General features: G+C 56.1%; 20 protein-coding genes and 2 pseudogenes. 12 read left to right on the top strand and 10 right to left on the bottom strand.

Annotation, left to right across the window (positions count from 1 at the left end):
* The first annotated feature begins 3 nt into the window (after positions 1–3).
* Positions 4–1,689 carry a protein kinase family protein gene (locus ACIOYV_RS01665; protein ID WP_401320264.1) on the top strand — a complete coding sequence of 562 codons (1,686 nt, stop codon included), beginning with the start codon at positions 4–6 and terminating at the stop codon, positions 1,687–1,689.
* A 131-nt stretch (positions 1,690–1,820) separates the two neighbouring features.
* Here ACIOYV_RS01665 and ACIOYV_RS01660 read toward each other — a convergent pair whose 3' ends face one another.
* Positions 1,821–2,123, bottom strand: coding sequence for a hypothetical protein (locus tag ACIOYV_RS01660; protein WP_401322645.1), 303 nt, complete (start codon positions 2,121–2,123; stop codon positions 1,821–1,823).
* Between the two features lie 17 nt (positions 2,124–2,140).
* Positions 2,141–2,464, bottom strand: a pseudogene (locus tag ACIOYV_RS01655) (PLP-dependent aminotransferase family protein); the annotation flags it as partial.
* A 44-nt stretch (positions 2,465–2,508) separates the two neighbouring features.
* On the opposite strand from ACIOYV_RS01655, the pseudogene ACIOYV_RS01650 reads away from it, so the two are divergent.
* Positions 2,509–3,054: pseudogene (locus ACIOYV_RS01650) on the top strand (TSUP family transporter); the annotation flags it as partial.
* Positions 3,055–3,165: 111 nt separating this feature from the next.
* Here ACIOYV_RS01650 and ACIOYV_RS01645 read toward each other — a convergent pair.
* Together ACIOYV_RS01645 and ACIOYV_RS01640 are read right to left on the bottom strand one after the other, a co-directional pair.
* Positions 3,166–3,558, bottom strand: a complete 393-nt coding sequence (locus tag ACIOYV_RS01645) for a GFA family protein (protein ID WP_401322554.1) — start codon at positions 3,556–3,558, stop codon at positions 3,166–3,168.
* A 125-nt stretch (positions 3,559–3,683) separates the two neighbouring features.
* Complete coding sequence (locus ACIOYV_RS01640) at positions 3,684–4,574, bottom strand: LysR family transcriptional regulator (RefSeq protein ID WP_401320262.1); 891 nt, start codon at positions 4,572–4,574, stop codon at positions 3,684–3,686.
* A gap of 59 nt (positions 4,575–4,633) precedes the next feature.
* Here ACIOYV_RS01640 and ACIOYV_RS01635 point away from each other — a divergent pair, with 59 nt between their 5' ends.
* The 5 genes from ACIOYV_RS01635 (at position 4,634) to ACIOYV_RS01615 (ending at position 11,478) form a co-directional block, all read left to right on the top strand.
* Positions 4,634–5,227: a LysE family translocator gene (locus ACIOYV_RS01635; RefSeq protein ID WP_401320261.1), complete on the top strand. Its 594-nt coding sequence runs from the start codon at positions 4,634–4,636 to the stop codon at positions 5,225–5,227.
* A gap of 269 nt (positions 5,228–5,496) precedes the next feature.
* Positions 5,497–7,524 (top strand): type VI secretion system tip protein TssI/VgrG, encoded by a 2,028-nt coding sequence (gene tssI / locus ACIOYV_RS01630; protein WP_401320258.1) that lies wholly within the window; start codon positions 5,497–5,499, stop codon positions 7,522–7,524.
* A complete protein-coding gene (locus tag ACIOYV_RS01625; RefSeq protein ID WP_401320256.1) occupies positions 7,521–8,369 on the top strand; it encodes a DUF4123 domain-containing protein in 849 nt (282 codons plus the stop codon). The genes tssI and ACIOYV_RS01625 overlap by 4 nt, the downstream gene beginning before the upstream one ends.
* A complete protein-coding gene (locus tag ACIOYV_RS01620; RefSeq protein ID WP_401320253.1) occupies positions 8,366–9,160 on the top strand; it encodes a hypothetical protein in 795 nt (264 codons plus the stop codon). The genes ACIOYV_RS01625 and ACIOYV_RS01620 overlap by 4 nt, the downstream gene beginning before the upstream one ends.
* Positions 9,157–11,478: a lipase family protein gene (locus ACIOYV_RS01615; protein ID WP_401320251.1), complete on the top strand. Its 2,322-nt coding sequence runs from the start codon at positions 9,157–9,159 to the stop codon at positions 11,476–11,478. The genes ACIOYV_RS01620 and ACIOYV_RS01615 overlap by 4 nt, the downstream gene beginning before the upstream one ends.
* A gap of 849 nt (positions 11,479–12,327) precedes the next feature.
* Here ACIOYV_RS01615 and ACIOYV_RS01610 read toward each other — a convergent pair.
* From ACIOYV_RS01610 to ACIOYV_RS01595, 4 genes are all read right to left on the bottom strand, one after another.
* Positions 12,328–12,810, bottom strand: coding sequence for a GNAT family N-acetyltransferase (locus ACIOYV_RS01610; RefSeq protein ID WP_401320250.1), 483 nt, complete (start codon positions 12,808–12,810; stop codon positions 12,328–12,330).
* A 183-nt stretch (positions 12,811–12,993) separates the two neighbouring features.
* The gene (locus ACIOYV_RS01605; protein ID WP_401320249.1) at positions 12,994–13,356 is read right to left on the bottom strand and encodes a DUF6463 family protein; all 363 of its coding nucleotides are present in this window, start codon (positions 13,354–13,356) and stop codon (positions 12,994–12,996) included.
* 341 nt (positions 13,357–13,697) lie between these two features.
* A complete protein-coding gene (locus ACIOYV_RS01600; RefSeq protein ID WP_054051192.1) occupies positions 13,698–13,925 on the bottom strand; it encodes a hypothetical protein in 228 nt (75 codons plus the stop codon).
* A gap of 85 nt (positions 13,926–14,010) precedes the next feature.
* Entirely contained in the window at positions 14,011–14,448 is a 438-nt protein-coding gene (locus tag ACIOYV_RS01595) for a DUF6130 family protein (protein ID WP_401322551.1), read from the bottom strand.
* A 606-nt stretch (positions 14,449–15,054) separates the two neighbouring features.
* Between ACIOYV_RS01595 and ACIOYV_RS01590 the strand changes: the two genes are divergently transcribed.
* Positions 15,055–15,423 (top strand): DUF6124 family protein, encoded by a 369-nt coding sequence (locus ACIOYV_RS01590; protein ID WP_401320247.1) that lies wholly within the window; start codon positions 15,055–15,057, stop codon positions 15,421–15,423.
* A gap of 339 nt (positions 15,424–15,762) precedes the next feature.
* On the opposite strand, the gene ACIOYV_RS01585 is transcribed toward ACIOYV_RS01590, so the two are convergent.
* The gene (locus ACIOYV_RS01585; protein WP_401320244.1) at positions 15,763–16,149 is read right to left on the bottom strand and encodes a hypothetical protein; all 387 of its coding nucleotides are present in this window, start codon (positions 16,147–16,149) and stop codon (positions 15,763–15,765) included.
* Between the two features lie 127 nt (positions 16,150–16,276).
* Here ACIOYV_RS01585 and ACIOYV_RS01580 point away from each other — a divergent pair, with 127 nt between their 5' ends.
* Positions 16,277–16,438 carry a DUF2986 domain-containing protein gene (locus ACIOYV_RS01580; protein ID WP_082356710.1) on the top strand — a complete coding sequence of 54 codons (162 nt, stop codon included), beginning with the start codon at positions 16,277–16,279 and terminating at the stop codon, positions 16,436–16,438.
* A 3-nt stretch (positions 16,439–16,441) separates the two neighbouring features.
* The gene (locus tag ACIOYV_RS01575) at positions 16,442–17,353 is read left to right on the top strand and encodes a hypothetical protein (protein ID WP_401320241.1); all 912 of its coding nucleotides are present in this window, start codon (positions 16,442–16,444) and stop codon (positions 17,351–17,353) included.
* Here ACIOYV_RS01575 and ACIOYV_RS01570 read toward each other — a convergent pair.
* Positions 17,350–17,829 carry an Lrp/AsnC family transcriptional regulator gene (locus ACIOYV_RS01570; RefSeq protein ID WP_054614317.1) on the bottom strand — a complete coding sequence of 160 codons (480 nt, stop codon included), beginning with the start codon at positions 17,827–17,829 and terminating at the stop codon, positions 17,350–17,352. The genes ACIOYV_RS01575 and ACIOYV_RS01570 overlap by 4 nt on opposite strands.
* A 131-nt stretch (positions 17,830–17,960) precedes the next feature.
* On the opposite strand from ACIOYV_RS01570, the gene ACIOYV_RS01565 reads away from it, so the two are divergent.
* Together ACIOYV_RS01565 and ACIOYV_RS01560 are read left to right on the top strand one after the other, a co-directional pair.
* A complete protein-coding gene (locus tag ACIOYV_RS01565) occupies positions 17,961–19,406 on the top strand; it encodes a transporter (protein ID WP_401322549.1) in 1,446 nt (481 codons plus the stop codon).
* Between the two features lie 94 nt (positions 19,407–19,500).
* Positions 19,501–20,475 carry a helix-turn-helix domain-containing protein gene (locus ACIOYV_RS01560; protein ID WP_401320240.1) on the top strand — a complete coding sequence of 325 codons (975 nt, stop codon included), beginning with the start codon at positions 19,501–19,503 and terminating at the stop codon, positions 20,473–20,475.
* Positions 20,476–20,825 lie beyond the last annotated feature (350 nt).

Raw genomic sequence — 20,825 nt, 5'->3', positions numbered from 1 at the left:
ACCATGGCCTATCCTACCCTAGAGCAATACAACGAAGCCTTGCAGTCCCCGCAATTGGTATTGCAAGATCCTGAATTAAAACTCGGTCGTTTGAAGACATCTGGCTTGGGTCTTCCTCTAGCCTTGTGTGGCGGTTTCGCTCTCACCTACACAGTGGACGTCGGGGCAAAGAAATTCGCACTGCGCTGCTTTCACAAACACTCACGGGAGTTGGAACAGCGGTATCAGGCGATCTCAGCTCGAATTAAGCAGTTGGCCAGCCCCTACTTTCTGCCATTCGAGTTCATACCGAATGGAATTCGCATACAAGGGTCAATTTATCCCATAGTTAAGATGGCTTGGGCACAGGGACGGACGCTAGCTGAATTCCTAGAAAGCGAGCACCGAAACGCCCAATCATTACAGCGCCTTCGTCAAGCTCTTGCCAAACTGGCGACGTTTCTGGAACAGAACAAGATATCTCATGGAGACATTCAGCCCGAAAACGTAATGGTGAGTGCCGACGGAAGCACCGTACAGCTCATAGACTACGACGGAATGTATGTAGATATGTTTCAGGGAGCTGCCGCGACTGAACTAGGACAAGTCAACTTCCAGCACCCAAAACGCACGGCAAGTGATTTCAACGAAAAGCTAGATCGATTCTCATTTATTACCTTGGATGTCGCACTTCAGGCGCTAACTATATCCCCAACACTTTGGGTTGTTTCTCGCTCTGAACCAAGTGCAGTGGTATTTCGACGAAATGACTTCCTCGATCCTGGAGCATCAGTCATTTTCGGAGAAGTTCTCAAAATTCAGAGCGTAGAGGCACACGCTCAAAATCTAGCTCGCGTGGTTGCTGGTGAGTTTCAGAGCATTCCAACGCTGGCAGACTTTCTTCAAAACAAGGGAGTCATCGGTGGGACGATAACCTTTAAACGGAATACCATTCCGACAGTACTAGGTTATCAAGGTGCCTACCCGGTTTGTGATGCAGCGAAATATGCACAAGTGTTTGCTGAGGTGGGAAATCGCATCGAACTTATTGGCCAGATCCATTCTGTTCGCAACGGATGGGGCGCTAATAAGAAGCCTTATGTGTTTGTAAATTTTTCCGACTGGCGGGGCCAGAGCGTAAAACTCTCTATTTGGTTCGACGGCATGAAGGCAATTGAGCCTAACGTGCCCGATAAATCTTGGGTCGGCCGCTGGTTGTCAATCTCAGGTTTGGTTGATCCTCCTTATCATGGTCAAGCCAAGTCCACCCGTTACACTCATTTGTCGATCACAATTACAACCGCTGGACAAATTCAACAACTTCCGGAACAGGAGGCACGATTCCGCCTTCTTGGCTCCGGTCCTTCGGCGGTAATGAGCACCTCTAAGAGCCAAAATGCGAACATTCTCGAGACTATGGGTAAACGGCAACCTGCCTCTATAAAGCCCACACCGAACAAACCAGTGCAGCAAGTCCCGCCGAAAAGCTCGAACCAACAATTGCTAGAAAAGATGCGGGCTCAGTTACCTCCGGCTCCCCCTCCAACCACAAATGTATCTGTGCCATTGCCGCACTGGGGAAACGCTCCAGCTACGAGGCCAAGTCCAGTTACCGCGAAGACCTCAAAGCGATCCTCTGGATTAGGTTGGGTTGGATGGGTGTTTATTTTCATAATGGGAGTCGGAATATTGAGAAAGTGTGCGGGGTAACACTTTTAGCTCGATAGCTCGGACTTTATCTCACCATTTATGTAAAAAAAGAAACACAAAAGGTTGAGCGCCAAGTAAGCCGTCGCTCGCATCGTTCAAGCATGAAAAAAGCCGCACTGAGTTGAGGTTTTTTACGCGTCCATGAAAGCCTGGATCACGACGGCGAGCGTGCGAATTCCCTCCTCGATATCCTGCTTCGTCAGCCCTGCGTAGCCTAAAATCAGCCCTACCGTGCGCGCATCTGTTGCCGATTTATGCCTCGCAAACAATGGCGAGAGGGGATAAACACCAACTCCTCGCGCCAGTGCCTCAGCTTGCAACGCGGACTCATCCTGCGGACGAAGCGCTGGCAGCAACAACACGTCATGCAGCCCAGCCGCCATACCAACCAGATACCCCAACCCCGAAAGATGTTGTTCAACGCCCTCCAGCATGCTTTTCGCCGCCGTTCATTCTCGCGGCGCGAGCGGCGAAGGTGGCGATCATAGCTACCGCTTTCGATCAACGCGGCGAGCGCGTTTTGCTCCCAGCCTGGCGCGTGACGATCGGTAAGGCGTTTGGCTTCGCGGAACACCTGGGCTAACTCCCGGGGAAGTACCAGATACCCCAGTCGCAGTTGCGGTGACAGCGCTTTCGAGAACGTGCCAACATAGATGACCCGCGCATCGCTGTCCTTGGATTGCAACGCGTCGATGGGGCGCTGGCCGTAACGAAATTCGCCGCCGTAATCATTCTCGATGATCCACGCGCGACGTCGATTCGCCCAATCCAGCAACTACAGACGACGTGCAATCGGCAACCCCGCTGCTGGCGCTGGTGATGGACCCCATCACCGCTGGCGACCTGCTCGCGCCGTTGTTTATCGCCATGGATTTTTTCAGCCTGCGCTATTGGAAGCCGTCTACCTGCTCCAGACCGGATTTGAAGTTGCTGGTGCCTGGCCTAATCGCCGGGATTGGCGTCGGCTGCTTGCTCTTTCAGGTGATGGACCACCGGGCGATTTCCATCGTGATGGCGGCGATCACGCTGATCTTTGTCGGCCTCTGGTTCAAGGCAGGCGGCGAAGTCAGGGTAAAGCCGCGTTCAACTCCAAAGGCAGTGGCCGCCGACATCACCTCGGGCATCACCACTATGATTGCGCACTCGGGTGGACCGCCGCTGGCGATCTACCTGCTGCCGTTGGGCGTGAGCAAGCAAGTCTATGCCGGCACCACCAGCCTGTTTTTCACCGTGGGCAATCTGCTGAAGGCCGTGCCCTGGTTACTGCTGGCTCGACCCACCGGCAACGTCCTGAGCCTGACCGCCCTTTGCGTGCTCGCCATTCCCTGCGGCGTCTGGCTCGGTTGGCGGTTGCACGCGCGGCTGGATCAGCGCCAGATGTACCGCGCCTGCTATGGCTTGCTTGTTGTCACGGCGGTGAAGCTGCTAGGGATGGTGTCGGTGGCTACATCGGCTGAAAATGAACTCGCCCGTCGCCTACTCCTCGGATCGCCCGGAGCCTTCCCGATCACGCTCATATCGTCTTGTCAGCGGAAACGCTGGCAGCCAGGATTCGCGCCGGACGATCCAGCTTTCGTAGGTGGGTTTGAGTTGATCCGGGGTGTCGAGAGAGCCCAGGTTCACTTCGACTTCGTCATCGGTGCGGGCGAAAACCGACGAGCCACAACGCGGACAGAAAAACCGTCCGGCGTAGTCCTGTGTTTCTCCAGTGATGGTCACCGCATCCTGCGGAAAAATCGCGGAAGCGTGAAACAGCGCGCCATGGTGTTTGCGGCAGTCGAGGCAATGGCACAGGCCGACGCGGTAGGGTTGGCCTGTCGCCTCGATTCGGACGTTGCCGCATAGGCAGCCGCCGGTGAATGGGTTCATGGGGCTTCTCCTGGGAGGTTGAACCGTTGGAATGTTTAACGCTAGCAGTTGAGGGAGATTGAGCGCCCCTCTGTATCGAAAAAGTGTCCTGCGCGGCCTTGATCTCAGATGCAGATCTCGGCGAATCAGGATTGATCGAGATGCTCATGAATGTGCCGGACCAGCTCCACAGCCGCCGCACTCGCAGTCCCTTTTGATCTCACCAGCGAAATCGCAAACGGCGGTAAATCCGGCAAGTTCGCCTCGGCAGATAAGATCTCCAGGCCTGGCGGCACTGCCGACTTCAACCACGCCGACACGGCCAGATCGCTGCCGACCATCGCTCGCGTTGTCTCAAGGTTGCCGTTATCAAAGACCATCTTCCATTGTCGATCCTGGCCTTCCAGAGCAGCGATCACTGGCTCACGAAACGCACAAGTCTCGGCAACCAGCGATACCGCCAATGGTGTGTTCAGGAAGGCCGCTCCACCGCTGGCGCCGACCCATACCAAACGATCGATCATCAGGCATTCACCGTTAGCACCCGCGGCCGCTTCCTCAATAATGGCCAGGTCCAGTGCGCCTTTGTCGACTTCAGTTTTCAGCTCTAGCGACGAACCACATTTGAGTGACAGTTCCACCTGCGCATTTGCCTCGACGAACGCCTTGAGGATTGGCGCAATCCACGCGCCGGCGAGGTCGTAAGGTACGCCCAGGCGCACCCGCCCCTGGAGGGTGCTCCCTTTCACGTCCGCCCAAATCTGCTGGTTAAGCGTGAGCATTTGCTGGGCCTTGGTAAACAAACGCTCACCAAGTGGCGCGAGGCGAATGCCGCGCCGATCACGTAAAAACAACGCGCCGCCCAGCACTTCCTCCAGCCGTTTGATCTGTTGACTGACCGCTCCTTGGCTCACATGCAGATGTTGGGCAGCCACCGTCATGCTGCGTTTTTCAGCGACCACGACGAAGCTGCGCAGAAGTACCAGATCCAGAGTCTGCATAGCATTAGGGTTCCTAATATTTAGCATTACAAACATTAGCTTTAATGCTACTTGGCAACAGGCTATTAAGTCGAGACCACTTAAGGAAACTCTCCATGCCAGGTTCAATACTTCCGCTTCTACTCTTCGTTATGGTCGCCACTTTCAGCCCGGGCGGCGCAACCACCTTGGCGACAGCCTCAGGAGCAAATTTCGGCTGGGTGCGCTCACTTCCATTGCTTGCGGGTATATCGTTTGGCTTGGCGCTGATGGCCGTCGCGGCGGCTGGCGGTCTGGGCAGCCTGATCCTGGCGGCGCCGTCACTGCAATTGGCGATGAAACTGATGGGGTCGCTTTATCTGCTTTGGCTGGCCTGGCAGATCGCAAAACGAGGAAAACCCGGTAGCGCCGCGGTCAACGAAAAGCCCGCGAGTTTTCTCACAGGCATCTGGATGCTTTTGCAAAACCCCAAAGGCTGGGCGATGACCCTCAGCGCCGCCGCATCATTCGCTTCGCTGACACCGGGGCCGGCGTCACTTGCGTTGCTGCTGAGCCTGGTGTTTGGCGTGTCTTGCATGTGTTCGCTGGCGCTGTGGTGCGGTGCCGGGTTGGCGCTGTCGCGGCAATTGAAGAGCGAACGACAATGGCGATTTTTAAACATGCTGCTGGGTGCGCTGCTGGCTGTGTCTATTGTGCCAATCTGGCTTTAGGAACCTCTGGCTCTGAATCGACCCTGATTTCGTAGGCGTCTTCGACCATATATAAAGCGCACAGAAATGAACTCAGCATCATTTTCACTGTCTCTGTCGTTCACAGAAAAAACATTCCGAATAATTGGAAATTTCTGAAGCATTTCAGGACGTTTCCCGCATCAATTTTTCTGCATCTTTGTTAGCGTGCTTGGAAATTTGAGCTTGTTTAGGCTAGGTATGGCCTGGACATCGCGTTTTGCCTCCTCTCTCAGCTTAAGGATAAGCGTATGTTCGCGCCGGCCAATGCTGCGCACTTCACGTTACTGATTCCCTCTGTTCGTAACGACTTCAAGGTACTGGCCTTTCACGGCTCTGAAGCTATCAGCAGCTTGTACGCTATCCATGTTGAACTGGTCAGCGAGTACCCGGATTTCGATCTGGAGAGCTTGCTCAGCCAATCGGCTTTTCTCCAGTTTGGCCTGGATGGCGAAGGTATACATGGGCGTATCGAAGATGTTTTCGTGGGGGAAGCGGGTAAACGCCTGACCCGTTATCACCTGACTTTGGTGCCGGCGCTGCATTACTTGCAGTTCAGCCACAACCAGCGGATTTTCCAGCACCTGACGGTGCCGCAGATCGTGGCCCAGGTGTTCCAGGGGCATGGTCTTCAGGCTGATGCGTACGCCTTTCATGTCAGCACCAGCCCAGAGCGCGAATACTGCACTCAATACGGTGAAAACGATTTCGAGTTCATCCAGAGGTTATGCAGTGAAGATGGTGTTTCGTGGCACCACCAACACAGCCAGGATGGCCACCTGCTCGTATTCACCGACGATCAGACCTATTACCCCAAGCTGGGGGACACGCCCTATCAGCAAGGCGCTGGCCTGGCGGCGGATCATCCGGTCGTCAGCCAGTTCTCCATGCGCTTCAGCACCCGCACCAGCACCGCCACGCGCCGAGACTATGACTTCCAACGTCCAAGCCTGCTGCTGGAAAGTCGAATGGCGGTCGAGGCCACTCCTGCGCTGGAAGACTATCGCTATCCGTTGCTGATCGAAAATGAAAAGCTCGGCAAACAGCTGGCCCGGCAAGCCCTGGAGCGACACCGTAGCGACTACCAGTTGGCCGAGGGTAAAAGCGACCAGCCGATCCTGCGCAGTGGCCACTTCTTTACTCTGACCGAGCACCCACGCAAAGCGTGTAACGAGTTGTGGCTGTTGCTCAGCGTGACGCATTCGGGCAAGCAACCTCAGTCTCTGGAGGAATCAATCACCAGCGACGTTAAGCCCGAAGACGGGTTTACCCAAGGTTACCGCAACAGCTTCAGCGCGATTCCCTGGGATGTGTTTTACCGTCCGCCGCTTGTCACGCGTAAGACAGTGTTGGTGAGCCAGACTGCTCGTGTAACGGGACCTGTGGGCGAAGAAATCTTCTGCGATGATTTTGGGCGAGTCCGCGTCGAGCTGCCCTGGGACCGCGCTGAACTCAACAGCGACAAGAGCAGTTGCTGGCTGCGAGTGTCGTCCAGTTGGGCGGGAGAAAACTTTGGTGCGGTGACTATCCCGCGGATCGGTATGGAAGTGGTGGTGACCTACTTAGAAGGCAACCCCGACCTGCCGCTAATTACCGGGTGCGTGGTGAATAAGGTAACCCCCACGCCATATCCCTTGCCGGCGAACAAGACCAAGACCGTGTTGCGCAGCCACAGCTCGCCCAGTTCAGGTGGTTTTAACGAGCTGATGATCGAGGACCGCGCAGGTCAGGAAAAAGTCTATCTGCGGGCCGAGCGTGACTTCGAACAACTGATCCGCAACGACAGCACCAGCCAGATCGACAACGACCGCGCCGAGCAGGTCGGGCGCAACAGCACCAGCCTGATCAAGGGCGATGAAACCCACACCACCGACGGTCAACGCAACACCGTGATTGGCGGCAACGAACTGATCTCCATCACCGGCAACAGCAGCACCACGGCGGATGGGACACTGGTGATCAAGGCTGGCTCGCAGGCCCATGTCACCGCCACCAACGTGGTGATCAATGCCGGTGCAACCCTGACGCTTTCAGCCGGAGGCCAACATATAGTGATCAGTGCCGGTGGCATCTTCAGCAGCGTACCCATTGTGTTGGGTGGTGCGCCGGTGCCCGGTATAGCGCCACTACAAGCAACAGAGGCGCTGGCCAGTGAGCTGCCCACCATCATCCTCAGTCCGCAATCTCTCGTTTTAGAGACCCAACAAAAAGCGACTGACTACTGCCCACTATGCGAGGCTTGTCGCGATGGCCTGTGCAATATTGGAGACAACGCATGAGCACGTTGGAGCAATGGATACACGAACAGTCCGCGACAGGGCGGCGCTTTTACTTGGTGCTGGATTCCCTCGGGCAGCAAGATGAACGCAATACGTTGGTCAGCGAGCTGGGAACTCAGCGCTACCGCAACCTGTACATCGGTACTCCAGCTGAGTCGCTGGCGAAAAACGGACCGTACCTGTTTGAGCTCGATTCGTTTGATATCCCGGCGCTCCGGACGTTGCTCTCGTCGCCAGAGCGCAACTGGGGTTGGCTGGCCAGCGCTGAAAACACTGATCTCGATGTGCTGAGCGCCCATTGGCGAGAGCGTCTGGTGACGGGTGAGCGCCCCCACCAAGCCGTCTATCGTTTCCACGATAACCGCGTATTGGCACGTGCGCTGGCCTACCTGAAAACTGAACAGCGTCCAGAGTATCTGGGATCGATGGCCAGCGTCTGTTATTGGCAGGTTGAGCAATGGACGATCACTGACAACCCCGCGCCCAGTCAGTACCCTCTGCCAACAGACCCCGCCTGGTGTCATACCCCTATGCCCGAAGCCACATTCAAAGGCGTACAGTTCGATAACACGCGGCGTTACCTTGTCCGCGAGCACACCGACGACTTGCTCAGCCTGGCACAGCAGCAGGACATTGATACTTGGCTACGCGGCCAGTTCGACCTGGCGCACACCTGGGGTTGGCAGGAACCGGACAGCATTCATTTTTTGCTGACGCAAAGCTTGCAGGCGCCGGACTACACCCCACCAAAAAGCTGGCTACCCCAGCCAAACGAAACCCCGACGATGCACTTTGACCGGGTTTATCAGGAAACGCTGTATTGGCAGGGAGATGCCTCCGTATGAAACGCGTCATTCACAGTTTAATCCTTGGCAGTTGCATGGCCATGACCGTCGGCTGCTCAGCCACCGGCAAGTCCGACACATTTACTTTTACCGCTGACCTGCCACCAAACTTTGCTTATGTCGCGTCCGTGACCTACGTGCCGGTCCCCGGTCAGACCTGCGACTTGGGCAAACGTGACAACCTGAAACCACAGTTCAACCGTGAGTGGCGAACCGAATATAAGCCTGATGCGCAGATCGAAATACACCGCACCCGCAAAGGCTGCGAGTTGGTGCTGGACAATATCCAACTCGACATTAACGCGAGTTACGGTAAGGACCGAGGTGATTTCGGCGGAGATTCGGGGCTTATCGTAGTGCAGGATCACCTCGACTCCCGCGACAAGGGCACCTTCAACGCAGCCGGAGAAAGCCAGTTTTCGGGTCAGTGCCAGTGGTTGTTCCGCACGATTGGCCCTAAACGCTACATCACCAAAATTCTTGACTGCAAAAACACCGATGCCCAGGGCAATGTCACCAAAGGTCGTCCGTTTGCCTCGTATACCCTCGATCAGTTGCCGGGCAAAACCGTGAAGTTGAAGATCAAGCTGGCCGATGAGGAAAAGCCCGCTATCGGCGACACCTGGGTCAAGGTGCCCGGTGGCTGGAAGAGATGTATGGGCGACAATTTTGAAGACCAATATGCATTTTGCTATGGCAATTACAAAGACTTCAGCACTTTTAAAATGGTGGATGAACGAATCTGCACCATTTATCCCGGCTGCACCGAACGCAAGGAGGTGACTCCATGAGCGTTGTTCCCCTGAAAGACGGTGACAAACCGTCCTTTGACGGTCGTATTCATACCTGCCCATTACGTGGGCACTCGACCAGTTTTCAATTGGTGGATGAACTGGGTGACGGCAAACCCTATGCCGGTTTGGCCTACGAGGTCACCGATTACGAGAATGTCAGCTACACCGGCAAACTGGATGCGTCCGGATCCGGCAAGGTGGATAACCACTATTGCGGCCCGGTTGTGCTCAAACTCAATCAGCCATACCAGGGAAGCGAAAAGGCTTATACGTTTTTGCGAGAAAGACCACACTACCCGCTGCCTATCACTGAACTACAAGTACGTGCCGAAAAAACCCGTTTTTTTAATAAGTCGGGCGCCCGCACAGAAGCCAATCCGGCACAGGGCGAAGCTAATACCTTTTACCAGGTTGAAGTGCGCGAGCTGGTGGATCATTCGGCACATCTGCCCCCCAAAGTGCAGCGCCATTTTCCACCCAATACCCATGTGTTTTCGTTGTTTCGGCAAAAATCTCAGGTCAAAAACCCCAAGACCCAGCAAACTGGCTTCATTGATGGTGGAAAGAACGTGGACGTCACGCCGCATGATTCGGCTATGGCGGAGATGGGGAATGCACCACCTGCACGCACACCACTAGGCGTCGCCCTGATGCCGAACCGGCACACCGTGCTCGAGGTGCGTCCGCTACGCGCCTTGCGCCCAATGCTATCGGCAAGCAACGATTTCTGCGCACTCAACCTCTACCAACTGGCGCTGATGTCGACTCTGAGTTACAGCGACTTTGGACAGCAACCCACCTCACTCCCGGTAGAAAAAGACAGCGTGAGCTTTCCCTTGCAACCGAGCATTGGCAACTGGTTTGGTGACGCACTTTCAAAATTTGACGAGCTTTGGCAGGTGGATGCAGCGCAGGCGGGGAGCAAAGCCTATTACCCTCTGTATGAAGAGGTGCCGTACTCCAAACGCCTGGAAATGGTGCCCTTCGACCCAGAGCTGTACTCGGAAGTTAATAGCCCAAGCCTGGGTGAAAAACAGGAAAATCCGGCCAGCATTCACTGCTTTGATGACAGCTCATTTGACGATGGCACCGATACCCAAGCCTTCATCACCCACCACGATACGCTGATTTTGATCTCGATCCGGGGCACCGCCGGTGGGGCGGATGCCCTGCGCGACATGGATGCCACTCAAGTGCCCTTTGGCGAATGGCCTGGCAAAGTGCATAGCGGATTTTATGGTGCAGCCAAGGTGGCTTATGATTTTGTAGACCGTTACCTGGATAAATTTTACAACGGGCAAAAGCTGGTCATCACCGGGCACAGCCTGGGCGGGGCGATTGCCCTGATAGTGTCTGAAATGGTGCGACGTAATAAACGATATGCAGCTGACATTGTGCTTTACACCTACGGTGCCCCACGGGCCGGTGACAAAGTCTTCGTTGAGGGGGCTTCGCCCCTGATTCACCACCGCACCGTCAACCACAACGATCCGGTGCCAAGCGTTCCATCGACATGGATGAACACGTCCACCAAGCGGGAGTACATCGCACAGGGTGTCGTTACGGTGATCAGTCCGCCTGTCGGGGTGTCATGGTTTGCGTTGGGCATGATCAACATTACCGGTGAGCCTTATACCCACCACGGTACTCTGCGACACTTTATGCCGGTCAACTTTGGAGCTGGCAAAAAATCCTCGATCCTCTGGATGCCAGGTTGCAGCACTATCAATGACCACGGCTGTGCCAAAGCGCTGAAGGCAACCGACGGCCTGCCGGATCGCGGTTCATTCCTACGACAAATTGTTGATAATGCAGACCACAAAATGGTCCTCAGCTACATTCCAAACTGCTGGGCCAGCCTACGCCGCTGGCAGGAAGCTCAAGAATTCAATCGCACATTAGTTACTGACAATGAGTTTGAACTGGTGGATGGGGCGTTAAAGAACGTCCAGCGGCAATTGCTCACTTTGGAGAGACGCCTCGCGGCGAGCCCCGACGGATATGTGAATAGTCAAGCAGCGGCGAAGGCCGCTCTTCAACAAGAAATCGAGAACATAGGCACAACGCGGACGCGACTGGACATTTTACGTGGCGAGCCTGTCACCGAGTCCCATGTGTATGGTTTATTCGCTGGACTGCCCGAATTGATTGAGGGCGATTTGCCTCGTTGGAAAGCTCATCCGGAGAATACAACTCAGGAACAGCTGGCAATGTCCCCCCCACCAGCCTACGACGATGACCGGGCGATAGCGGCGATAACGGGTGGCCACACCGTGGGAGCCCCTTGCTACCTGGATATTGATTCGATTGCCTAGCTCTTATACCCACAGACAGCGCGTCTCTCATGTTGCTGTGGGCTAGAAGAAACGCCCCCAATACTCCTCCGACACGCCGGGCTCCGATAGGGTTTAGACCCGGCGAGATCGGGTGGAGGAGCTGGTCACAGCCGTAACCACCAGAACAATAGAGCAAATTTAAGCCTGCGCTACGAAAAATCAACGCGCTGATAGCCGGTTGGCCTATGCCCAATATAGCCAACGCCATGGGCATTTCACCCAGCACCACTTGGCGCTGGATTAAGCCTTGTCGTGCGGTGATGGCCAAAGAGTTTCCAGCGTTGTTTCACTGGTGGTCTGCGCGTCAAGATCGAACCAACCTGGAGCCTCCCGCGCATATTGCCGCTCAAGCCCAAGCGTTTTTGAGTGGGTTAGAGCAGTTGTTGACGACTCAGCGTGGGGTCTGTTCGAAGTGTGGTTCGCCTCAAATGCATCGTGTCGATGAGCGACGGCCTGATTTTTGCTGCCATAGCTGTTGGAGTACGGTGAGCTTACTCCATGGCACGTTGCTGTCCCGGTTGGGTCATCCGGAGCACTATGGGTTTTGCCCAAGGGTTGATCAATGGCGAGAGCGTGGTTGACTTGCAGCGACGTACAGGGATTTGCGGGCCGGCGTGCAAGCTTTGGCAGGTGCGCTTCATGCAGATGCTTGAACAGCAGGGGCACACCGATCTAGCCCAATGGATTACCTGGCTCCATAGTCGCCGAGTCAAAGAGGTGAGTGATTTTGTACGTGACGGGACTCTCCACGGGCTATTGACATTGTGGAGTGATTTTTTCCCAGCATAATTCCTTCGAACCTCTTTTCACATTTAAGGGGAGTCGCCTTTACAGACGCATTCCCATCTCGAAAGCACGAGTCTCAAACCCGAACTCTGTGTACATGCGAGCAGCACGTGCATTGAACGGCCAGACGGACAACCTCAAGTCCTGAGCGTCATTTTCGATTGCCCAGTTTTTAACGAGCTGAATAAGTCTACGTCCAATACCTTTCCCCCAAAATTTCTCGGCAACACATATCGATCCGATGCGAACAACATTCAGCGGTTGCAACAGTGGCCCAGAGCTTGTCGACAGGCTGGCAGTAATGAAGGCTGCGGCTTGGTGACCGACATTCGCGATGAATACAACCTGACCCGGTTTCTCTAAAAGACCTGACCAGTGAGGAAGGTCGCGCGCGAAGTCTTGGGTGGAATCCGCGTAAATATCGGGACGGGCAGCGTGGTGCACGGCGTTAAGCAATTGTCCCAACTCACAAATGCTCAATGCGTCTTCTACCATTGCAGCTCGGTAAGTAATGGCTTCGTCCATGATGTGCAACTCTCCTTGATAGTGTGGCTGGTTCGCAGTGCTCCGGGTCTTTGTCTCATGGCAGAGAGGATATTCCAATCGCTTCTCCTGGACTATTTTGGCCAGTGGCGACCGGCTGACATCGACCCCGAGCGGGCGTTGAAGCCCTCGCGAGTGAGCGAAGCGAACGCCTTGAATCGTTTGTCAGGCGTACAAACCATACCCTGCCGCGATGATCAGCGGAGAAACCAGCAGCGTTGCCCAGAACCCTGATTTTGGAACAGCAATGATGCAAATGATCGAGATCATAAACACATAGATGCCAACAATTTTAAGTAGCGCGAGATCGCCAACGGCTACGGCGTGAATCGCTGTCTGCCCTGCGAGCATAAAAAGCGGCCCCAGCATGGTAAACCAGAGGGCAGTACGCCGATCTTCGTGCGCTTTGAATTGGTCAACGAAGCCAGAGTCTACAGCGGCGGCGAATGCTGTTTTGAATTTGATAATACCGAATGGAATATGGAGGACGCCCAAGGCGAACAGGGTCCATGCGACGATGTTTGACATGTCTTACATGCTCCGTAACGGTGAGGTCTGGCTTAGAAGTGGTCACGGCAAATGCGACATTGCTCAGGGAAAAACGCAACATGGGTGACGGTAAGGACTGCTGCCCTCGAATGAAGCTACCCATTTGCCGTCATCGTGTCCACCGTCCACTTTTGGCCGAAAACAGTCAGAAGTGAACGACAGCAATCAGCCAGTAACGAACGGTCAACGATAGCGTCAAGCGTTCGCAAAGCCGCACACCTTAAGAGTCGCGATAGATCGTTTCGTGAGTGGGAACGTGGAGCGCCACAATCTTGGCTGACAAGGTGCAAGCCAGGTCTCTGCACCTGCCATCAGATCTATTAATCAACCACCACAATCCGCGTCAGCCCTACCCGCTCGGCCTGTTCTAAAACCTCCGCCGGCGTCGCATCTGCGCTGGGCATGATCAGGCTATTCTCGCCATCCCCGAAATGCAGCTGTAGCAGGTGCATCGCCGCCTCGTGAATGGGCAGTTGAGGCTGCTTGAGATCGAACACGTGGGTGCGGGGCTCGCCGTCGAACAGGTATTTCAGGGTGTAGTAGCGCATGGTTGATTCTCGTCAGGAAAGAAGTGCCGTTAACCATCCCGACTTGATTGATCAGCGCTTGGTTCAACTATTCGGCTTTTGGTGGCTATTTCTCGGGCACTATAAAACTCACTGTCGTACTGGTGAGGATTTTGTGAGTCGGGTCGGCGACTTCTAGAAGAACTTTGTGAGTTCCGGGCGTCAGCCCAACCAGGATGATCGGGTCTTCACTGGTATGCGCCCATGTACCTTTCCAGTCATCGACAGTCACATGGAGGTGGCCGAGACGTGGAGAGACGTCACCAGCCCCTTTGCCGAATACCGGCATGATCCTGGCGTGCTCTGTTCGATACTGGATGATGACAACACCGCGGGCGAGCGGCTCGGCAAGCGGTGGATAGGCAGTGAGTGTTGGCAGCGCCTCGGATTCCAGTGGGAGTATTGCCGGTGGGTGATGGGTACCTGCTTCTCCTTGACCGAATGCAGCTATGCAAACGAAGCCTCCAAAGGCAAAGACAAACAGATTTCTGAGCGCGAGGGACATGGAGTTTTTCTCCAGCGTGATCTTATTCAAGGCTAGATCAAACCGACCCATTGTCTATGCCGCATCGACCGGTTGAACCGACAGGCAGAGTCAGTCATTCAAAACCGCCAAGACGCACATGCCAACTCGCTGCAGTGGTGGATGCTCGTCAGGGAATAAGTGCCGTTAATAATCCCGTCTTGATTAATCAGCGCTTGGTTCAGCCATTCGACGGGGAGCGTTTGATCCACATAAACATGTTTAACGATGCGCGTTTAAAGACACTCGGTGTTACGTCATAAACGGCTACATCGCCTTGCGCCGTTGCCTACGCGTACGCCAGAATCGGCCGGCTTGTGCGGCTATGGGGTGGGCTATATCGTTTCCGGGTCACTGCAAAACAGTGATCGGGTTTGGTAGCCCGCTTGAAAACATTCGCATGGCGACACCTTATGTAGTCTCTTTTGGGGACTCCGATTTATATGGTGGTCATGCGTGGGGCTCCTTGTGAGCGCCGGGTTTCCCGTTTTCGACCGGTCTACCAACCCACGTATGGCCGCCACCCCCTCGTTTGGTAGCGAAGGTGATGGCTCCTCAATTTTAATTTCGAAAATGGGAGTTTCATCTATGTTCAAAATTACACCCAATCCCCCGAATACTGATCCAGTACCCTACGACGCCTCTTTTGATCTTGACCCCAATAAAATGAAAGCGGCGGCCGACCGCGCACTCAAGATCTACCTCAACCCCGGGGCGACGAAAGCGCAGATACCGCCCCGCAGATCCGGCACCATTTTCACCATCGACGCAGCGGTGGATGACGAAGCGTTGCTGGTTGAGGTCTATGAGTCGCTGTCAACCGCCTGCAAGATGGTCAACGATATGGTCGAGCTGGAGGAAGGCCCGCGACGCCATACATTGTTGGTGTTGCATCGGTCGCTCCTGATGGGAGAGGCGGCGGCCAATCGCGTACTGGATAACCACAAGCCTTTGTAGGAGCGAAGCTTGCTCGCGAAGGCGTCAGGCCTGACACACCGCGTTATCGTTCTTCGCGGGCAAGCCTCGCTCCTACACAAAATCCTGCCCAATCCCCCGTAGGAGCGAAGCTTGCTCGCGAAGGCGGTGTATCAGCTGAATTGATGTTGGCTGACACACCGTCTTCGCGGGCAAGCCTCGCTCCTACATTTGATGGGTGTCGTTCGCAAAATTTATGGCCGACACAGATCCCCTGTGGGAGCGAAGCTTGCTCGCGAAGGCGTCGGCACAGTCGATGACGATGTCGCCTGACACACCGCTTTCGCGGGCAAGCCCGCTCCCACATTTTGATTGGCGTAGTTACACGATCTTGGCGATGCTGCTCGCATTAGCGATCACTATCTGCATCGTGGGGTTATTGGTTTGGGTGTTTGAAATCTGGTGGGTAACGGCGAGATTCGTTGCAATGCTGTTCACACTGCCAGAAACCGGGGAGCCCGACGGCCAGTTCCATGCAGAGGTGATGCTGCCGCCAGAGGCGGGCATCAGTGAAATCTGACCTCCAAGTGACGATAGGGTATTGGACACACCGTTCACATAGGCTTGCTGTTGGCTGGGACAGATTAACGTGCCGGGCGTCGGCGGTATCGCCCACTCTCTACCCGTCAGTTGGGCATAGTTGACAGCTATGTCAGCGCCGCTTGAATTGAAAATCTCTACAGTAAGGGATCGTACAAACGTGCTCATCCGTGGCCTTCCATTTGATTATCAGCAAATGACCTCTGCGACCTCAGAGTACTGGCAAAGGCCCCATTAAATAAATCCGCCCCTATTTCGGCTATCATTCGAGCGTTTTCAAGCCCGGTAGAAAGAGATGAATCGTCAGAAAAAATTACAGCAGCTGTTCAAGGCTAAAGCCAAGAAGGCCAGTGCCAAACTGGCACCGCAAAAAAAGGATAAGTACATCAGCAAGGCCGACCGGTTGAAGCTGGAGGCAGAAGCCGATCAGGACGCCATCAGTTCCTCTGAAAGCTGATCCATGAGCGACGATTCCTACGAGCGGTACATACGCTTTCAGTCGCCCGATCCCGGCATTGCCCCACGGGAACAGGTGCCGATGCTCGCCCAGGAACAAGCCTGGACGCGGGTATACGCTAGCGGGCATCGCTTCAGTTGGATCACGGTGTTGGTGCCGCCGCTGTGCTTTGGCCCGGTTTTGCCGGGTCTCGCGTTTCTGTTGGGACTGTTGCTCTATCAATCGTTGTTTGCACCACGCCTGGATATCGACCAGATCATCGGCGCGTCTTTCGGCTGGCTTGCACTCGCGACGCTGCTGTTCATGGCGGCCTGGGTGTTACGCAACTATCTGCGCGATACCCGCGACGCGACCAAGCGCTACTGGCAGTCCATGCCGGATCAAGGGCTGGTCGAGCTGGAGCGCCAAACCCTGGAATCGGGCATCAACCTGTGGTCCTCCGATTACGACCCGGACTGCAACACCCTCATGCTGTGGAAAAACGGCAAGCTTGAATCCGTGCAAGACAGCGGCGTGTCGCAATGGGTTGTGGCCAGGACTGCTGCCGGCCAATGGCTGGTGTTGAAGGAACAATTTCCGGGCAACTTCAGCTACGGGCGGGAGGGGGAAATGCCCGCGCCGGACAAGCACCTGCAACCCGCCCAGGAACTGGCAATCGCCTTCGCTCCCGGCACCAACCTCGCTCTCGGTCGGCGTTTCAGCGGTGCGCCGCTGCCTTTGGTGAACACGCCTTATTGGCTGTCTGCCGATGAGCTCAAGCGCCTTGTCGAGATCGCCCATCACTGGACCTTCTTCCCTCCTGATCGCTACGCCATGGTCAATCAGCAGGACGCCGGATGGCTGCAACGGCTGGTGGACAAGGCGCACGCCAGCGTCGGGCCCCTTCCTGAACGTCAAACTTCGACGGCGGTTTAGCTCGGCACCGCCAGCCCGACTTTCACCCGGTCCAGCGCCACGATGGTCTTGAACCAGGTTACGTTGGCGTTTTCAGCAAACAGTCGCCGCGCCAACGCCTGGTATTCCTGCATGCTGGCCACCGTCAGCACCAAGACGAAATCCACCTCGCCGGTGACGTAGTAGCACTGCTGAACTTCGGGCACCGCGAAGTGTGCCTTCATCGCCTCCAGCGCCTCGATGCTGGTGCGCTCGGCCATGACTTCCACAATGATCGTGATCGGCCGTCCTACCGCCGTGGGGTCAACGATAGCGACATTGCCGGTGATGACGCCCCGCTCTTCCATTCGCTTGATCCGGCGCTGAACGGCAGCCGTGGAGAGATTGACCTGCTCGGCCATCAGGCGCAGCGGCGTGGTGTTGTCGCGCTGCACGAGGTCGAGGATGGCGCGGTCGAATTTGTCGAGCGAGTCTGATGCTGCGTCGTTTTTTATCATCGGTAGGCCGCGAGAAATTTTCTCGAAAACTACCAGAAAACCGAGGCCCTTTATCCAGTCATGCGAAATATTATCTTGCCCACAGTCTGCACACGCAGCCTGAATCGGGCACTCACAAGGACATTATTGGCATGGTCGCGTTGTTTCATCTTTCCCCGGTCTTATTGGTCACAGCCATGCTCGTGGTGCTGCGCCGGCCGCCCGTTCACGCCGCAATCGCCGGCACTCTCCTCGTCTTTGTACTCTGGTTCGCCGGCGCTGCTGATGCGTGGCACCCGGGCAGTATGTTGGCCGCCGCGCAAGATACGGCGGTGCTGTTCGCCAGTACGGCTTTCGTGATCGTGCCGGGTCTGGCCTTCGTGATTTTTATCGAGCGCCTGGGCGTCAACCTGGCGCTGAGTCAATGGGTGCGCTCGCTGGGCCTGAGTCGCGGTGATCAGTTGGTATTCATCGTCCTAGGACTGGCGCCGTTGCTGGAAGCGATGACCGGTTTCGGTGTGTCGTTGATCGCAACGGTGCCCCTGCTGCTGAGCCTGTTCGAACGTCGGGTCGCGCTGCGAATTGCGCTGACCGGCATGGCGATCATGCCGTGGGGAACGCTAGGTCTGGCCTCGGTGATTGGTGCCTCGCTGGCTCATCTGGACGCCACTGCGCTGGCTTCAAACTCGGCACTGATCAGCGCACCGGTTTTTCTGGTCCTCAGTGCGATGGCGCTGTACCTGGCCGGCGTTCGTGAGTCGCGGGAATGGCGCGGGCTCGGCGTTTTCTGGCTGCTGTTTGTGGCGGTGCTCTACAGCGCAAGTCGGTGGCTGGGGCCGGAAATAGCCGGGGTTGCGGCGGGACTGGTGACCGCAGTTGCGGTGCTGTCTGTCGGGCAGTGGCGTCGGCGCAGTGAACGCGGTTGCGTGCAATGGCCGCGTCAGGCGTGGCCGTATCTGGTGTTGATTGTCTGCATTGTTGCGTTGAAAACGTTGTGGACGATCACTGCCTGGCCGGATCTCTGGATCGTTCAAGGTGCCCAGGTCAGCTGGAAGCCACTCGCCTCGCCGGGAATCGCGCTGATTCTGGTGCTGATCGGGTTGGGGTTTCACACGCGCAACGCACGCCATCAGACAGAGCCCGGCATCAGCGTCCCTGCTGCGTTGGCAGCGCGGGCGAAACGGCCACTGTTGACCATTTTCTTCTTTCTCGCGATGTCGCAGATGATGGTGAAGGCCGGTTTTCTGGCAGGTTTGATGCAGTTGCTGACGGGCCTTTCGCCCACCGCCGCGACGTCGCTGGTCACCCTGCTCGGCGCGCTGTCAGGCTACATGACCGGGTCGAATGTGGGCGGCAACGCGATCTTCATGCCGGCCATCGCGATGCTCCCCGAGAGCTCTCGATTATTGCTGGCAGCGGTGCAGAATAGCTCGGCCGGACATGCGGCGCTGGGCTCGCTGTCGATCGTCATGCTGATCCTCGGGCTGGCTAAAACCACGGCCACGGAAGACAGCGAACTGGTTCGATTTGGCTTCGTGCTGGTCTGTCTCAATACGGTGTTGGTCGCCTTGGGCGCCGTGTTGCTGAGTGCAGGGTAGAAACCGGGGGGCGTCACAAACTCGTCACGCCCACCTGCTATCTTCCTCGCGCGATCCGCCCCGCCCCGTTGCCCGACCCAAGGTGCCCCTGAAGGTGTTCTCAACCCCGACCCGCCAGCAAATCATCCTCAGATCCAACGACATGCGCTGCGATGACTTCGGTGCGCTGTTCTCGAAAATGTTCGGCAATCGCTATGCCGACACGCCGCCTCCGCCGGGGCACATCATCATTGGCGGGGTCTACGGTCGGCACGAAGGTGTGAGCTTTCGGCGCATGCACTATCGGGGTGATTTCACGGTGGCGTTTCCCGATCCAGTGGATGAAATCACTTTCGTCATTCCTACCGCCGGCAAGATCGTCTTCAATCACGCGGTCGAGTCCGTGGGTGTTGCGCATGTCGGGCTGGCCATCGACAAGGCCGATGTGCGTTCGATGCGTTTTATCGACAATCATGCGCAGCACGGGATTTCGATCAAGCGAGGGCTGCTTACCGAGCGGCTGTCGACGCTGCTGGGCAAGCCGATCTTGAGCAAGTTGGTTTTCGAGCCGGAGGTGGATTTGAATGCCGCCGCCTTCCAGGGCATCAAGGCGTTGATCGACCTGGCGACCGGGACCGAGTTCGACCTGCTGATCAACGCCGGCACGCTGATGCCTTCGCGCCTGCGGGAAATGCTGGTGGATGCGGTGCTGGAGGCCTGGCCACACAACTTCACCCAAGCCCTTCGCCGCCCTGCCCCGCAGATCGCGCCACGGCATGTGAGGCTGGCGGTCGAGTACATTCAGGAGCATCCGGATAATCTGGTCAGCGGCACGGAGTTGGCGCGGCTGAGCAACGTCAGCCAGCGAGCGTTGCAGGATGGGTTTCGGCGGTTTGTGGGGATGTCGATTGTGGACTATCAGCGGCAGGTGCGTTTGGAGCGGGCCTACGATGCGTTGGTGGGCGGTGCCTCAATGTCGGTGACTGATGTGGCTTTGAGATATGGATTCAGCAATGTCGGCAGGTTTTGCCAGTACTTTCAGAATGCCTATGGTGTCAGCCCGGCGGAAGTGAAAAGCCGACGGCGCTGATTGGATCGCTAACAAAATCCAAGCCACACCACAAAACCATTGTGGGAGCGGGCTTGCTCGCGAAAGCGGTGTGTCAGGCAATTTAGTTTTTGGCTGTGCCATCGCCATCGCGAGCAAGCTCGCTCCCACAGGGGATTTGGGTTGGTCACAGATACTATGTCCACTTAATACCTGTAGGAGCGATGCTTGCTCGCGAAGGCGGTGGGTCAGCCGACATCCATTTTGAATGTGCCGGCCTCTTCGCGGGCAAGCCTCGCTCCTACAGGGGATTTGGGTTGGTCACAAATGCTCCGTCCGCTGGAGATCCATGTGGGAGTGAGGCTGCTCGCGAAAGCGGTGTGTCAGGCAAT

The sequence above is a fragment of the Pseudomonas sp. NPDC087342 genome (genome assembly GCF_044744265.1).
Taxonomy (GTDB): Bacteria; Pseudomonadota; Gammaproteobacteria; order Pseudomonadales; family Pseudomonadaceae; genus Aquipseudomonas; species Aquipseudomonas nunensis.
This window is presented reverse-complemented; position numbering and strand designations above follow the sequence as displayed.

Coding starts and splice junctions, on each gene's coding strand:
- ACIOYV_RS01665 (WP_401320264.1), top strand. CDS start 4: ATGGCCTATCCTACCCTAGAGCAATACAACGAAGCCTTGCAGTCCCCG.
- ACIOYV_RS01620 (WP_401320253.1), top strand. CDS start 8,366: ATGAAACGCGTCATTCACAGTTTAATCCTTGGCAGTTGCATGGCCATG.
- ACIOYV_RS01595 (WP_401322551.1), bottom strand. CDS start 14,448: ATGTCCCTCGCGCTCAGAAATCTGTTTGTCTTTGCCTTTGGAGGCTTC.
- ACIOYV_RS01585 (WP_401320244.1), bottom strand. CDS start 16,149: ATGAGCACGTTTGTACGATCCCTTACTGTAGAGATTTTCAATTCAAGC.
- ACIOYV_RS01610 (WP_401320250.1), bottom strand. CDS start 12,810: ATGGACGAAGCCATTACTTACCGAGCTGCAATGGTAGAAGACGCATTG.
- ACIOYV_RS01570 (WP_054614317.1), bottom strand. CDS start 17,829: ATGATAAAAAACGACGCAGCATCAGACTCGCTCGACAAATTCGACCGC.
- ACIOYV_RS01580 (WP_082356710.1), top strand. CDS start 16,277: ATGAATCGTCAGAAAAAATTACAGCAGCTGTTCAAGGCTAAAGCCAAG.
- ACIOYV_RS01660 (WP_401322645.1), bottom strand. CDS start 2,123: ATGCTGGAGGGCGTTGAACAACATCTTTCGGGGTTGGGGTATCTGGTT.
- tssI (WP_401320258.1), top strand. CDS start 5,497: ATGTTCGCGCCGGCCAATGCTGCGCACTTCACGTTACTGATTCCCTCT.
- ACIOYV_RS01615 (WP_401320251.1), top strand. CDS start 9,157: ATGAGCGTTGTTCCCCTGAAAGACGGTGACAAACCGTCCTTTGACGGT.
- ACIOYV_RS01590 (WP_401320247.1), top strand. CDS start 15,055: ATGTTCAAAATTACACCCAATCCCCCGAATACTGATCCAGTACCCTAC.
- ACIOYV_RS01645 (WP_401322554.1), bottom strand. CDS start 3,558: ATGAACCCATTCACCGGCGGCTGCCTATGCGGCAACGTCCGAATCGAG.
- ACIOYV_RS01635 (WP_401320261.1), top strand. CDS start 4,634: ATGCCAGGTTCAATACTTCCGCTTCTACTCTTCGTTATGGTCGCCACT.
- ACIOYV_RS01605 (WP_401320249.1), bottom strand. CDS start 13,356: ATGTCAAACATCGTCGCATGGACCCTGTTCGCCTTGGGCGTCCTCCAT.
- ACIOYV_RS01565 (WP_401322549.1), top strand. CDS start 17,961: ATGGTCGCGTTGTTTCATCTTTCCCCGGTCTTATTGGTCACAGCCATG.
- ACIOYV_RS01625 (WP_401320256.1), top strand. CDS start 7,521: ATGAGCACGTTGGAGCAATGGATACACGAACAGTCCGCGACAGGGCGG.
- ACIOYV_RS01575 (WP_401320241.1), top strand. CDS start 16,442: ATGAGCGACGATTCCTACGAGCGGTACATACGCTTTCAGTCGCCCGAT.
- ACIOYV_RS01600 (WP_054051192.1), bottom strand. CDS start 13,925: ATGCGCTACTACACCCTGAAATACCTGTTCGACGGCGAGCCCCGCACC.
- ACIOYV_RS01640 (WP_401320262.1), bottom strand. CDS start 4,574: ATGTTTGTAATGCTAAATATTAGGAACCCTAATGCTATGCAGACTCTG.